Source organism: Lentzea sp. CC55, from assembly GCF_021056325.1.
In the GTDB taxonomy this organism is placed as follows: domain Bacteria; phylum Actinomycetota; class Actinomycetes; order Mycobacteriales; family Pseudonocardiaceae; genus Lentzea; species Lentzea jiangxiensis.
Genome location: NZ_JAJCXE010000007.1, coordinates 41,786 through 55,707, shown reverse-complemented (window position 1 = coordinate 55,707; position 13,922 = coordinate 41,786). Strand labels below are relative to the sequence as shown.

At 67.8% G+C, this 13,922-nt stretch carries 10 protein-coding genes, 2 tRNA genes and 1 pseudogene; 11 read left to right on the top strand and 2 right to left on the bottom strand.

Annotated elements, in window-relative coordinates; translation table 11 throughout:
* Positions 1 to 712: 712 nt before the first annotated feature.
* The 10 genes and pseudogenes from dnaN (at position 713) to L6E10_RS04785 (ending at position 12,165) form a co-directional block, all read left to right on the top strand.
* Entirely contained in the window at positions 713 to 1,837 is a 1,125-nt protein-coding gene (gene dnaN, locus L6E10_RS04830) for a DNA polymerase III subunit beta (RefSeq protein WP_236217167.1), read from the top strand.
* A gap of 43 nt (positions 1,838 to 1,880) precedes the next feature.
* Positions 1,881 to 2,795 (top strand): phosphogluconate dehydrogenase (NAD(+)-dependent, decarboxylating), encoded by a 915-nt coding sequence (gene gnd, locus L6E10_RS04825; protein WP_308102663.1) that lies wholly within the window; start codon positions 1,881 to 1,883, stop codon positions 2,793 to 2,795.
* A 3-nt stretch (positions 2,796 to 2,798) separates the two neighbouring features.
* A complete protein-coding gene (gene recF / locus L6E10_RS04820; RefSeq protein WP_236217165.1) occupies positions 2,799 to 3,905 on the top strand; it encodes a DNA replication/repair protein RecF in 1,107 nt (368 codons plus the stop codon).
* A 118-nt stretch (positions 3,906 to 4,023) separates the two neighbouring features.
* A complete protein-coding gene (locus tag L6E10_RS04815; protein WP_236217163.1) occupies positions 4,024 to 4,557 on the top strand; it encodes a DciA family protein in 534 nt (177 codons plus the stop codon).
* Between the two features lie 227 nt (positions 4,558 to 4,784).
* Positions 4,785 to 6,755, top strand: coding sequence for a DNA topoisomerase (ATP-hydrolyzing) subunit B (gene gyrB / locus L6E10_RS04810; protein WP_236217161.1), 1,971 nt, complete (start codon positions 4,785 to 4,787; stop codon positions 6,753 to 6,755).
* Positions 6,756 to 6,809: 54 nt separating this feature from the next.
* Positions 6,810 to 10,622: an intein-containing DNA gyrase subunit A gene (gene gyrA / locus L6E10_RS04805; protein WP_236217159.1), complete on the top strand. Its 3,813-nt coding sequence runs from the start codon at positions 6,810 to 6,812 to the stop codon at positions 10,620 to 10,622.
* 301 nt (positions 10,623 to 10,923) lie between these two features.
* Positions 10,924 to 11,595 carry a DUF3566 domain-containing protein gene (locus tag L6E10_RS40675; protein WP_236217224.1) on the top strand — a complete coding sequence of 224 codons (672 nt, stop codon included), beginning with the start codon at positions 10,924 to 10,926 and terminating at the stop codon, positions 11,593 to 11,595.
* A 74-nt stretch (positions 11,596 to 11,669) separates the two neighbouring features.
* Positions 11,670 to 11,743: transfer RNA gene (locus L6E10_RS04795), tRNA-Ile, on the top strand.
* Between the two features lie 184 nt (positions 11,744 to 11,927).
* Positions 11,928 to 12,047 (top strand): annotated as a pseudogene (locus L6E10_RS04790) (DLW-39 family protein); the annotation flags it as partial.
* 45 nt (positions 12,048 to 12,092) lie between these two features.
* Positions 12,093 to 12,165: transfer RNA gene (locus tag L6E10_RS04785), tRNA-Ala, on the top strand.
* 62 nt (positions 12,166 to 12,227) lie between these two features.
* Here L6E10_RS04785 and L6E10_RS04780 read toward each other — a convergent pair.
* Positions 12,228 to 12,623 carry a DoxX family protein gene (locus L6E10_RS04780; protein ID WP_236217157.1) on the bottom strand — a complete coding sequence of 132 codons (396 nt, stop codon included), beginning with the start codon at positions 12,621 to 12,623 and terminating at the stop codon, positions 12,228 to 12,230.
* A gap of 109 nt (positions 12,624 to 12,732) precedes the next feature.
* Here L6E10_RS04780 and L6E10_RS04775 point away from each other — a divergent pair, with 109 nt between their 5' ends.
* On the top strand, positions 12,733 to 13,266 hold the full coding sequence (locus L6E10_RS04775; RefSeq protein ID WP_236217222.1) for a DUF2020 domain-containing protein: 534 nt from the start codon (positions 12,733 to 12,735) through the stop codon (positions 13,264 to 13,266).
* A gap of 13 nt (positions 13,267 to 13,279) precedes the next feature.
* Here L6E10_RS04775 and L6E10_RS04770 read toward each other — a convergent pair whose 3' ends face one another.
* Positions 13,280 to 13,846 (bottom strand): hypothetical protein, encoded by a 567-nt coding sequence (locus L6E10_RS04770; RefSeq protein ID WP_236217155.1) that lies wholly within the window; start codon positions 13,844 to 13,846, stop codon positions 13,280 to 13,282.
* Positions 13,847 to 13,922: the final 76 nt, after the last annotated feature.

Below are 13,922 nucleotides of genomic sequence, written 5' to 3'. Positions count from 1 at the left end.
CGGACCGCTCCGCCCGCGGACGGCACCGGCCGGCGCGACCGCGAGCACCCGGGGACGCGGACGTGATCCGGCGGCGAGCACCTGGGGGCGAGCACCCGGGGGCGAGCTACGCGAAGCGATGGGGATGCATAAGTACGTGCGGCCCCAACCACCACCACGCGCGACGCACGTACCCGGGTAGTGGAGGGGTCCACAGCCGCCCGGCGGGGCTTTCTGTTCACCCCCGGCACTCGAAGGGGTGGGGACAACTGGAAAAACTTGAGACGCGGGCCACGATCCGGCCACGGAAGCCTGTTGAACACCCGGGTACAACTGGCCCGCACCCGGGGACGCACCCGGGGACAACTGTGGACGATCTGTGGATCGCGACCTGTGCACAACTGGTTGTCCCCGGGTGCACCGATCTGTCCCCGGGTGCCATCCCCCCTTAGTCCACATGGTGGGGGACACCTTGACCTGCGCGTTCAACACCAGTCCACACAATCCACAGCCCTTACTGTTACTGCTGTTGGTTCTCTTCTAGGAAGATCTTCAAAAGCAAAACAGCGTGGACAGCTCCCGGGGATCGATGCCCGAACCCCGAAGTGACGGGAGGGGCCGGGACGCTCTAACGTGGTTGCTCCGCACCTCGGGTTGCCGAGGCGAGGCTCCCTGACCCCCACTGGCACGTTGTCGTGGATGGGCTTGTCGACTGTCGAGGAAAGGACGCCTCATGAAGATCCGCGTCGAACGCGACGGCCTGGCCGACGCTGTCGCCTGGGTCGCTCGCAGCCTTCCGTCCCGTCCACCGGTCCCCGTGCTGGGCGGCGTGCTGCTCGACGCGGAGTCGGACGACTCGCTGACGGTCTCCGGGTTCGACTACGAGGTCTCCGCCCAGGTCGGCGTCCCGGCCACGATCGCCGACGGCGGCCGCGCCCTGGTCTCCGGGCGTCTGCTCGCCGACATCACCAAGGCGCTGCCCAACCACCCCGTCGAGATCTCGGTCGACGGCTCCCGCATGATGATCAGCTGTGGCAGCGCCCGGTTCAGCCTCCCGACGATGCCGGTCGAGGACTACCCGGCCCTGCCGTCCATGCCGCAGCTGATCGGTGAGCTCCCCGGCGAGATCTTCGGCGAGGCCGTGAGCCAGGTCGCCGTCGCGGCCGGCAAGGACGACACGCTCCCGATGCTGACCGGCGTCCGCGTCGAGATCGGCGAGGGCAAGCTGACGCTCGTCGCCACCGACCGCTTCCGCCTCGCGATGCGCGAGTTCCCGTGGGAGCCCGACGCGTCCGTGGGCGACGTCGCGGTGCTCGTCCCCGCCCGCACGCTCGGCGACGCGGCCAAGACGCTCGGCTCGTCCGGCAGCAAGGTCGAGATGTCGCTCGCGGCGAACGACGGGCTGCTCGGCCTGTCCGGCTCCGGCAAGCGCACCACCACGCGCCTGCTCGACGCCGACTTCCCGAAGTACCGCCAGCTGCTCCCGTCCGAGCACTCGGCCGCGGCGATCATCGACATCGACGCGCTGCAGCAGGCGATCAAGCGCGTGTCGCTCGTCGCCGAGCGCGGCACCCAGGTCCGCCTCGAGTTCGTGGACGGCGGCCTGCGCCTGTCCGCCGGCGGCGACGACGAGGGGTCGGCCGAGGAAGAGCTCCCGGTCGAGTACACGGGCGACGCGGTCACCATCGCGTTCAACCCGGGCTACCTGCTCGACGGACTCGGTGCCGTCCGCACGCAGAAAGTCCACTTGTCCTTCACCACACCGAGCCGACCGGCGCTGCTCAAGCCGGTGGACGAGGATGGGAACGTGGCGCCGGGCTACCTGTACCTGCTCATGCCCGTTCGCCTTCCCGGCTGAGAAAACCCTTACCGGGTACCAGAAGAACGTAGGGGAGAACACCGTGCAGCTCGGACTCGTCGGCCTCGGCAAGATGGGTTTCAACATGCGCGAGCGGGTGCGCCGGGCCGGTCACGAGGTGATCGGCTACGACCGCAACCCGGAGGTCAGCGACTCGGAGTCGTTGGCGGACATGGTGGCCAAGCTCGAAGCGCCGCGCGTGGTGTGGGTGATGGTGCCGGCAGGCGACATCACCAGGAACACGGTGAAGGAGCTGTCCGAGCTCCTGTCGCCCGGTGACCTCGTCATCGACGGCGGCAACTCCAAGTTCACCGACGACCGCGTCCACGCGGACCTGTTGGCGGAGAAGGAGATCGGTTACGTCGACGCCGGTGTGTCCGGTGGCGTGTGGGGTCTCGAGAACGGCTACGCGCTGATGGTGGGTGGCGACGCCGCCCACGTCGAGCAGGCGATGCCGATCTTCGACGCGCTGCGTCCGGAGGGGCCGCGCGAGGAAGGCTTCGCGCACGCGGGCAAGGTCGGCGCCGGCCACTACTCGAAGATGGTCCACAACGGCATCGAGTACGGCTTGATGCAGGCGTACGCCGAGGGCTTCGAGCTGCTCGACAAGACCGACGTCGTCGACAACGTGCCCGCGGTGATCTCGGCGTGGCAGCGCGGCACCGTCGTGCGGTCGTGGCTGCTCGACCTGCTGGTGCGCGCGCTCCAGTCCGACCCGGAGCTCGACGACCTGCGCGGGTACGTCGAGGACTCCGGCGAGGGCCGGTGGACCGTCGAGGAGGGCATCAACAACGCGGTGCCGCTGCCGGTGATCTCCGCCGCGCTCTTCGCCCGGTTCACCTCCCGGCAGGAGGACTCGCCGGCGATGCGCGCGGTCGCCGCGCTGCGCAACCAGTTCGGCGGTCACTCGGTGCACCTCGCCGGTCCGTCGTCCGGCGGCGGCAGCACCCAGGGCTAGCGAGTGCACGTCAGACATCTCCAGGTCAGCGACTTCCGGTCGTGGAAGCTCGCCGACCTGGAGCTCGACCCCGGCGCCTCGGTGCTGGTCGGGCGCAACGGCCAGGGCAAGACCAACCTGGTCGAGGCGATCGGGTACGTGGCGACGCTCGGTTCCCACCGGGTGGCGAGCGACGCCCCGCTGATCCGGCACGGCGCCCAGCGCGCCGTGGTGCGGGCGGCCGTGGTCAACGACGACCGCGAGCTGCTCGTCGAGCTCGAGATCACGGCGGGCAAGGCGAACCGGGCGCGGATCAACCGCGGTCCGGTGCCGCGTCCGCGGGACGTGCTGGGAATTCTGCGCACCGTGCTGTTCGCACCGGAAGACCTCTCTCTCGTGAAGGGCGATCCGAGCGATCGGCGGAGGTTCCTCGACGAGATGCTCGTGCTGCGCGCACCGCGCTATGCCGGTGTTCGCAGCGACTACGACCGTGTCCTGAAGCAACGCAGCGCGTTGTTGAAGACGGTGAAGCACTCCCGGTCGGCGGACCTGTCCACGCTCGACGTGTGGGACGGGCACCTCGCCCAGCACGGCGCGGAGCTCCTGGCCGCGCGGTTGAAGCTGGTCCGCGACATGGCGGACCACGTGACCTCGGCGTACGCGGAGGTCGCCCCGGAGTCGCGTCCGGCGCTCATCTCGTACCGGTCGAGCGTCGGCGACCTGCCGGAGGACAGGGAGAGCATCGAGGACCTCCTGCTGGCCGAGCTCGACCGGGTGCGGCGGCAGGAGATCGAACGCGGTGTCTGCCTCGTCGGTCCCCACCGGGACGACCTGGACCTGACGCTCGGGGAACTGCCCGCGAAGGGCTACGCCAGTCACGGGGAGTCGTGGTCGTTCGCCCTCGCGCTGCGGCTGGGCGGCTACGAGCTGATGCGTGTCGACGGCATCGAACCGGTGCTCGTGCTGGACGATGTCTTCGCGGAGCTCGACCGGGGCCGCCGCCGGCAGCTGGCGAAGGTCGCGGCCGCCGCCGAGCAGGTGCTGATCACCGCGGCGGTGGCGGAGGACGTTCCGGACGAGTTGAGCGGCGCCCGTTACGAGGTGCACGGCGGGGAGGTGCGGCGTGTCTGACTCGAAGGCTGGCTCCGGGGGTTCTCAGCCCCCACATGTAGCTCGATCGGGTGTGTCCGCCCACACATCTGGGGACAAGTCTGTGGATGGTGTGGATAACTCCGTCACAAATCCGGACTTGTCCACAGGTTCATTCACACCTGAGGGTGAGCCTCTGCGCGGTTCTGACCTCGCGCGCGCCGCTCTGGAGGCGGCGAAGGCCAGCGCCAAGGCCCGCGGACGGGTGCCCGGGAGCAAGTCGAAGGGCCGCCCGGTCCACCGCAGCCGGCGGCGCTGGTCCGGTCCCGGACCGGACGACCGCGACCCCCAGCCGCTCGGGCGGATCGCGTCGAGGCTCGCCGCCGACCGGGGCTGGGTCGAGCAGCTCCAGGGTGGCCAGGTCTTCGGTCGTTGGGCAAAATTGGTGGGAGAGGACGTCGCCGAGCACGCGAAACCGATCGCGCTCAGTGACGGGGAACTGACGGTCCAGGCGTCGTCGACGGCATGGGCCACCCAGCTGCGCCTGCTGCAGCGCGACCTGCTCAAGCGGATCGCCGCGGGCGTCGGCAACGGCGTCGTGAAGAGGCTCAAGATCAAGGGCCCGGACGCCCCGAACTGGCGACACGGCCCCAGGCACGTTCCTGGGCGCGGTCCGCGTGACACCTACGGGTGAGGTCCCGTCCGGGGCTCAGCGGCCGTTCTGCGGCTCAATGAGCGTTCACCTGGGGATTTGAACCCCCGTTTCAGCCGTCCGGACCCGTCTCGGGCTTGATGAGGCGCTCTGTGACCGGTTCAAAGGTGTCCTTGGCCCCTTTCTGTCGGGGTGTCCCGGTAGAATCACGGGGAGCGTCACCCATCACCGTGCGGCTCTGCCCGCATCAGCGAGGAGACTCCAGGCCCGTGTCAGCTAAGAAGAATGAGTACGGCGCGTCCTCGATCACCGTCCTCGAGGGTCTCGAGGCAGTGCGCAAGAGGCCGGGCATGTACATCGGCTCGACCGGCGAGCGCGGTCTGCACCACCTGGTCCAGGAGGTCGTGGACAACTCGGTCGACGAGGCCATGGCCGGCTACGCGACGACGGTCGACGTCACCCTGCTGGCCAACGGCGGCGTCCGGGTGATCGACGACGGCCGCGGCATCCCCATCGACGTCCACCCCGTCGAGGGCAGGCCCACCGTCGAGGTCGTGCTCACCGTGCTGCACGCGGGCGGCAAGTTCGACAGCGACTCCTACGCGGTGTCCGGCGGTCTGCACGGTGTCGGCATCTCCGTGGTGAACGCGCTGTCCACCGCCGTCGAGGTGGAGATCAAGCGCCAGGGGTACGTCTGGACCCAGCGCTACGAGAACTCGAAGCCCGCGCACGAGCTGCGCCAGGGCGAGCCGACCGACGAGACGGGCACGACCGTCACGTTCTGGGCGGACCCCGACATCTTCGAGACGACCGAGTACAACGTCGAGACGATCGCGCGCCGCCTGCAGGAGATGGCGTTCCTCAACAAGGGCATCACCATCGTCCTGCGCGACGAGCGGGTCTCGGAGGAGGACGAGGAAGCCGACGCCGAGGGCCACAAGGCCGCGGTGAAGGAACGCGTCTACCACTACCCGGGTGGCCTGGAGGACTTCGTCCGCCACATCAACCACACCCGCGAGGCCGTGCACCAGAAGGTCATCGGCTTCGAGGCGCAGGGCGAGGACCTGCAGGTCGAGGTCGCGATGCAGTGGAACACGGGCTACACGCCGTCGGTCTACACGTTCGCGAACACGATCAACACGCACGAGGGCGGCACCCACGAGGAAGGCTTCCGCGCCGCGCTGACCCGAGTGGTCAACGAGTACGCGCGCGAGAAGAAGGTCCTCAAGGAGAAGGACGCGAACCTCACCGGTGACGACATCCGCGAGGGTCTCGCGGCGATCATCTCGGTGAAGCTCAAGGAGCCCCAGTTCGAGGGCCAGACGAAGACCAAGCTGGGTAACAGCGAGGCCAAGTCGTTCGTGCAGAAGTCGACGAACGAGCACCTGGCCGACTGGTTCGAGCGCCACCCCAACGAGGCGAAGACGATCGTCACGAAGGCGGTCTCCTCGGCGCAGGCCCGCATCGCCGCCCGCAAGGCCCGCGAGCTGGTCCGCCGCAAGGGCGCCCTCGACATCGGCGGCCTGCCGGGCAAGCTGAAGGACTGCCGCTCGACCGAGCCGGAGCGCTGCGAGCTCTACATCGTCGAGGGCGACTCCGCCGGTGGCTCCGCCAAGGAGGGGCGCGACTCGATGTACCAGGCGATCCTGCCGATCCGCGGCAAGATCATCAACGTCGAGAAGGCCCGCATCGACCGCGTCCTCAAGAACACCGAGGTCCAGTCGCTGATCACGGCGCTGGGCACCGGCATCCACGACGAGTTCGACCTGTCGAAGCTGCGCTACCACAAGATCGTGCTGATGGCCGACGCCGACGTCGACGGCCAGCACATCCGCACCCTGCTGCTCACGCTGCTGTTCCGCTTCATGCAGCCGCTCATCGAGCACAACCACGTCTACCTCGCGCAGCCGCCGCTCTACAAGATCAAGTGGCAGCGCGCGGAGCCGGAGTACGTCTACTCCGACCGCGAGCGCGACGCCGTGATCAAGGCGGGCACGGAGGCCGGCAAGAAGCTCGGCAAGGACGACAACATCCAGCGGTACAAGGGTCTCGGTGAGATGAACGCCGAGGAGCTGTGGGAGACCACGATGGACCCGGCCAACCGGATCCTGCGGCAGGTCACCATGGACGACGCGGCCACCGCCGACGAGCTGTTCAGCGTGCTCATGGGTGAGGACGTCGAGGCACGCCGTTCGTTCATCACCCGCAACGCCAAGAGCATCAAGTTCCTGGACATCTAGTCCGGTCTTGGTTTCTGGGCATCCTGGCGTTCCTGGCGAGAAGGAAAGAGAACAGTGACCGAGACGACTCTGCCCCCGGAGCACGACCGCATCGAGCCGGTCGAGATCCAGCAGGAGATGCAGAACTCGTACATCAACTACGCGATGTCCGTCATCGTGGGTCGTGCGCTGCCGGACGTGCGTGACGGGCTGAAGCCCGTGCACGTCCGCGTTCTGTACTCGATGTTCGACTCCGGCTTCCGTCCCGACCGCGGCTTCAACAAGTGCGCGCGCGTCGTCGGCGACGTGATGGGCAACTACCACCCGCACGGCGACTCGGCGATCTACGACGCGTTGGTGCGTCTCGCCCAGCCGTGGGCGCTGCGCTACCCGTTGATCCAGGGCCAGGGCAACTTCGGCTCGCCGGGCAACGACCCCGCCGCCGCCATGCGGTACTGCGTGGTTCCGGAAACCCGGATCAAGCTGGCCGATGGCGGCACCGTGCGGATCGGCGACATCGTGCCGAACGTCCAGCCGAACAGCGACAACCCGATCGACCTCAAGGTGCTCGACCGCAACGGTGACCCGGTGCGTGCCGACATGCTGTTCCACTCGGGTGAGCACCCGACGCTGAAGCTGCGCACCAGGAACGGCTTCGAGCTCACCGGTACGCGCAACCACCCGGTGCTCTGCCTGGTCAACGTGCTCGGCGTGCCGACGCTGCTGTGGAAGCTGCTGGAGGAGATCCAGCCCGGCGACCGCGTGGTCCTGCAGCGAACCCAGCAGGAACTCGGCACGACCACGGTCGTGAGGGAGTACGCCGCAGGGATCCTCGCCGGCGGCTTCGTGAGCGAAGGCTTCGCCTCCGAGAACCGCGCGGGCTTCAACAACACGGACAAGTCGTACTTCGACCACGTCCTGAACTCGTACGACCTGGTCGTCGGTGGTCCCCGCTACGTCGCTTCGCGTGTCATCAACTCCGGCTCGCTGCTGCACGAACTGGACGTCCAAGACCTCGCAGCCCTGCGACGCAGCCCGCTCGCGGAGATCATCGGTCAGCGGAGTGCGGACAAGCGCGTGCCGGAGTTCGTCTGGAACGGCGGTCACACGGTCAAGCGGGCGTTCCTGAGCTCGCTGTTCACCGGTGACGGTTCTACTTCCGCGTTGCCGCGCAACACGGTGCAAATCTCGTACTCGACCCGCAGCGCCCAGCTCGCGCGTGAGGTCCAGCAGTTGTTGCTGGAGTTCGGCGTCGTCAGCACGCAGGTCAGCTACGACGACGGCGAGATCAAGGTCGTCATCACCAACCGCCGCGACGCGAGGCTGTTCTCGCGGCGCGTCGGGTTCTTCGGAGCGAAGCAGGACAAGCTGGCCGCGATCCTCGACGCGGTCCCGGTCGGCAGCCGGGCGATGAGCAGCGACCACGTCCCGTTCGTCGGTGAGTACGTCCGAGCCCACGGCGCGGACCGGTGGACCGAGCAGGACTGGCTGCGGCGGCACAACGTCGACCGGATCGAGCGGTGGGAGAACAGCCGCGACGAGATCGCCGAGCGGATCACGAACCGCGAGGTGCTCGACGTGGTGGAGCCGCTGGTGGACGGCCGGTTCTACTACGCTGAGGTCGCTTCGGTGACCGACTCGGGTGTGCAGCCGGTGTTCAGCATCCGCGTCGACACGGACGACCACGCGTTCATCACGGACGGATTCGTCAGCCACAACACGGAATGCCGGCTCTCCCCGCTGGCCATGCACATGCTGGCCGACATCGAGGAAGAGACCGTCGACTTCCGCGACAACTACGACGGCCGCATCCAGGAGCCGGTCGTCCTCCCGTCGCGCATCCCGAACCTGCTCATCAACGGCAGCTCGGGCATCGCGGTCGGCATGGCGACCAACATCCCGCCGCACAACCTCCGCGAGGTCGCGGACGCGGTGGTGTGGGCGCTCGACAACCACGAGGCCTCCGACGAGGAGACCCTCGAGGCGATGATCGCCAGGATCAAGGGCCCGGACTTCCCGACGTACGGCCAGATCCTCGGCACGTCCGGCATCGAGGACGCGTACCGCACCGGCCGCGGCTCGGTCCGCATGCGCGCCGTCGTCGAGATGGACGAGGACGCCAAGGGCCGCACGATCCTGGTCGTCACCGAGCTGCCGTACCAGGTCAACCCGGACAACCTCGTCGAGAACATCGCCGCCCTGGTGCGCGACGCGAAGCTCACCGGCATCGCGAACATCGCCGACGAGTCGAACCGCCGCATCGGCATGCGCATCGTGATCACGCTCAAGCGCGACGCGGTGGCCAAGGTCGTGCTGAACAACCTCTACAAGCACACCCAGTTGCAGTACTCGTTCGGCGTGAACATGCTGGCGCTGGTCGACGGCGTGCCGCGCACCCTGCGGATCGACCAGATGATCCGCCACTACGTGAAGCACCAGATCGAGGTCATCCAGCGGCGGACCAGGTTCCGCCTGCGCAAGGCCGAAGAGCGCGCGCACATCTTGCGCGGCTTGGTGAAGGCGCTCGACCAGCTCGACGCCGTCATCGCGTTGATCCGCCGGTCCGAGACGCCGGACGTCGCGCGCACCGGCCTGATGGAGCTCCTCGAGGTCGACGAGATCCAGGCCAACGCGATCCTGGAGATGCAGCTCCGCCGCCTGGCCGCCCTCGAGCGCCAGAAGATCATCGACCAGCTGGCCGAGATCGAGCTGGAGATCGCGGACCTCAAGGACATCCTCGAGAAGCCGGAGCGGCAACGCAAGATCGTCCGCGACGAGCTCACGGCGATCGTGGACAAGTTCGGCGACGACCGCCGCACGAAGATCATCCCGTTCGACGGCGACGTGTCCATGGAGGACCTGATCGCGGTCGAGGACGTGGTCGTCACGATCACGCGCACCGGCTACGCGAAGCGCACCAAGACCGACCTCTACCGGGCGCAGAAGCGCGGCGGCAAGGGAGTGCAGGGCGCGCAGCTCAAGCAGGACGACATCGTCGCGCACTTCTTCGTGTGCTCGACGCACGACTGGATCCTGTTCTTCACGAACAAGGGCCGTGTGTACCGCACGAAGGCATACGAGCTGCCCGAGGCGAACCGCAACGCCCGCGGCCAGCACGTCGCGAACCTCCTCGCGTTCCAGCCGGACGAGGAGATCGCACAGGTCATCCAGATCAAGAACTACGGGGTGTCGCCGTACCTCGTGCTCGCCACCCGGAAGGGTCTGGTGAAGAAGTCAAAGCTCTCCGACTTCGATTCCAACCGATCGGGTGGACTTATCGGTATCAACCTCCGTGAGGACGACGAGCTGGTCGGAGCCGTGCTGTGCTCAGCTGATGACGACCTGCTCATGGTGTCCGCGGACGGCCAGTCGATCCGCTTCCACGCCACCGACGACGTCCTCCGCCCGATGGGGCGCGCGACGTCGGGCGTGCAGGGCATGCGTTTCAACGCCGACGACGAGCTCCTTTCGGTCGGTGTCGTCCAAGAGGGTCTGTTCGTTTTGGTCGCGACCGACGGGGGGTACTCGAAGCGAACTCCGATCGAGGACTACCCGGTCCAAGGCCGGGGCGGCAAGGGTGTGCTGACCATTCAGCACGACCGCCGACGTGGCAGGCTGGTGGGCGCGCTGATCGTCGACGTCGACGACGAGCTCTACGCCATCACCTCGAGCGGCGGGGTCATCCGGACCCGTGCCGAGCAGGTGCGCAAGGCTGGACGGCAGACGAAGGGCGTGCGGCTGATGAACCTCGGTGAGAGCACCACTTTGATCGCGGTCGCACGCAACGCGGACGAGCCCAGCGACGTCGTTACTGACGAGACGTCTGCCGCGGAGGGCTCTGCCGCCGACGCCGGCCAGGCAGCCACCCCCACCGACTCGGCTGAGTAGTCGGAACCGCTAGCGAGAGGTCAAGGACAAGCTCGTGACTCCACCCGAGAACCGCGAAGGTCGGGACGCGGACAAGACCGCGGTGATCACCAAGCCGACTCCCCAGGGTTCTGCTCAGAAGCAGGCGGAGAAGGCTGACTCGGCCGCGTCGGCGGCATCCGGTTCCTCGGGTGGAACCGCGCAGGACAAGACAAAGCCCGTGTCGGCGGAGAAGGTGACCGAGGCCAAGACGGCCGAGGGCGTCGCTCCCGCCGCGCAGGAGAAGCCGACGGCCGAGGACAAGACGGTCTCGGCCGACCCGGTGGCTCCCGCCGCGGACGAGCCGGTCGTCGTCTCGACCCCGCCGCCCTGGCAGCGGGTGACGAACGACACGGAAGCCACCCAGCGCGACACCGCCGAGACGCACGTCGCTCCGGGCGCACCCCCGGTGCCGTCCTCCGAGCCGGCGCCGGCGTTCCCGTCGACCGACCCGGACACGGTCAAGGTGCAGAAGCCCGTGGTCACGGGCTCGGCCGTGCCGGTGGGCCTGGGCAGCAGCCGCACGTCGGTGAACATGGGCACCGGCGGTGCCCGCCCCGCGGCGTCCACCCCGTCGGCCCGCCGCCCCGGCCGCGGCCCGCGTCGCGCCTCGCTGCAGGTGAAGCGCGTCGACCCGTGGTCGGTGCTCAAGCTCGCCCTGGTGCTGGGTGTCGCGCTGTTCTTCGTCTGGCTCGTGGCGGTCGGCGTGCTCTACGGCGTCCTGCACGGCATGGGCGTCTGGGACAAGATCAACAGCACCGCGAACGACCTGCTCCAGGCCAACGAGCCGGGGGAGCCGCTGATCAGCGCGGGCCGCGTGTTCGGCGTCTCGGCGATCATCGGCGCGGTGAACATCGTGCTGTTCACCGCCCTCGCGACCGTCGGCGCGTTCGTCTACAACGTGTCCGCGGACCTGGCCGGTGGCTTGGAGTTGACGCTCTCCGAGCGTGAATGACCCCCGATTTGGGAGCGGCGAGGACGATCCTGTAAGGTTCTCCTCGTCGCCCCGAGAGGGTGACAGTTGATCGAGGGCCTATAGCTCAGGCGGTTAGAGCGCTTCACTGATAATGAAGAGGTCGGAGGTTCAAGTCCTCCTAGGCCCACTCGATTCGGTGCCTTTAGATGTCGACGTCAATCGTCGAACTCATCCCGAATCATCGTCTTTTTCTCTGAGGGCCAAGCCCCCAGACCCCCTGCCGGGGGCAAACCCCCGGACCCCCATCATGATCGCTCGGAATCCTGTAGCGTAGTGGGGTCGTGCGCCAGCAGTCTTGGGAGGGATTCGAAGTGGCTAAGAAGATCATCGCACTCGTCGTGGTCGCCGGTGCGGTTCTGTTCTTCGTCAAGCGCAGCCGTTCGGCCAAGGCCGACGCGGACCTGTGGCGCGAGGCCACCGCTCCCACCGACTGATCTCGGTCTCGCTCTGACGGACGGCGTGCCGTCCTCAGGCTCGGGGACGTAGCTCAATTGGCAGAGCACCGCCTTTGCAAGGCGGGGGTTAGGGGTTCGATTCCCCTCGTCTCCACACGTTTTCACACTGAAGCCCTGTTCGCGCCGCAGCGAACAGGGCTTCAGCGCATTCACGGCTCAGGCGTTCGCCAGCGACTTCCTCGACGACCTGGAGCGCAGCTGGTCGATGCTCCAAGCGCCGGCGCCCGTGAACACCAGCAGCAGGAACGCCCACGAGTAGATCGCCGCGAGCTCGCCGCCGTTCTGGATCGGCAGCAGGGCCTTCGGCTGGTGCACCACGAAGTAGGCGTAGGCCATGGCGCCGGAACTGATCAACGCCGCCCAACGCGTCCACAGTCCGATGAGGACCAGACCACCGGCGATCAGCTCGATGAGCATGACCGGGCCGCCGGGCCAGGACAGCAGCTCGGTTCCCTTCTGGACCTTCTGCACCCCGTGGAACACGAAGAGCAGACCGATGATGATGCGGAACAGCGCCAGGGCGTGCTCTCGTCGTGACTCCAGGAACTCCATGACGGGGGTCCTTCCGGGGCGCGGGTTGAGGGGTCAGGGCACAAAAGGTATGGACCAATTACAGTGTCCCGTCCGAGGCGCTTCCGGCGTCTGGTTGACTGTTGCCCCTATGAAACGAGCACTGTTGCTGCCCCTGCTCGGCGCGCTCGCGGCATGCGGTCCCGATGTCGCCCAGAACGTGCCGGCGCCGACGACCCAGACCCAGCAGGTCACCACCACGACCAGCGCTGCTCCGACAGTGCCGCCCGCGCCCCAGCCCGCGAGCGACGGCACCTGCCCGTACCTCGCGACCGCCTTCGTGGCGGAAGCGAACGGGCAGCGCGTACCGAAGGTGAAACTGTCAACGGACGAACCTCACCCGGCGTGCTTCTTCTACGCCACGGCAACCGAGATCCAGTTGACCGTGCGCGTGTACGTGGGGGATGAGCGCGTTGCGAAGATGATCGTGAACGAGGCGGCGCCGGACGGTTCACAGCCCGCGAGTTCACCCACCGGATGGGCCGGGGGATACGTGAACAACAACAGCGGCGTCGTCTACGCCGTGGCGAAGAGCGACGCCGCTGTGGTCGTCACGAGCAACCAGAAGCAGTCGATCAAGGCTCGCCGGATCGCGGAAGAGGCGATCAAAGGGCTGAAGCTCTGACTGCGCCCGGGGGTTACTTGACGGGTTCCTTCTGGGCGGGCACCTGTCCGTTGAGGACCGGCTCCGCGTGCGGGACCTGGTCCTCCTCGTGCAGCTGCACCTCCTGCGGCCGGCGCGTCATCGCGACGTAGCCCGCCGCGGCCGCCGCGATCAGGAGACCCAGCACCCACGGCCAGCGGCGGCGCTTCGGTGCGTCGGCACCGAGTTGGGCCGCGGCCTTGCGGATCTCCTTGGCGCGCACCTTCGCGTCCTTGCGCGCCTGCTTCGCTGCCTTCTTCACTTCCTTGCGCACGACCTCGGCCCTGCTCATGAGGTCGGCGCGAGTCTGAGCGCTCTTCTTGGCGAGGCGCTTGCGAGAGCGACGCGTCTGCTTCTCCCAGTCCTCAGCCTTGCCCATGAGCGTGTCGGCCCGCTCCACGAGTGCGCCGCGAACGTGATCAGCCGTGATGCCGCGCTCGGCGAGCTTGACCTCAGCGGCGTGACCAGCGCGAACGACACCCTGACGCGCGGCCTTCAGACCGGTGCCGACAGCCTTGCCAACGTTCTCGCCGGCACGGGTCATGACGTCCACCTCGTCCATTCTGTGCTCCACACGTTGTCGTCCGGTGATGGCGTAGAGGTACCCCATCGTGCCCGTTTCTGAACATCGGCGCCTG

Excerpts from the sequence above, each read along its gene's own strand:
- dnaN (WP_236217167.1), top strand. The coding sequence starts at position 713 with ATGAAGATCCGCGTCGAACGCGACGGCCTGGCCGACGCTGTCGCCTGG.
- L6E10_RS04780 (WP_236217157.1), bottom strand. The coding sequence starts at position 12,623 with ATGGAGTTCCTGGAGTCACGACGAGAGCACGCCCTGGCGCTGTTCCGC.
- L6E10_RS04775 (WP_236217222.1), top strand. The coding sequence starts at position 12,733 with ATGAAACGAGCACTGTTGCTGCCCCTGCTCGGCGCGCTCGCGGCATGC.
- L6E10_RS04770 (WP_236217155.1), bottom strand. The coding sequence starts at position 13,846 with ATGGACGAGGTGGACGTCATGACCCGTGCCGGCGAGAACGTTGGCAAG.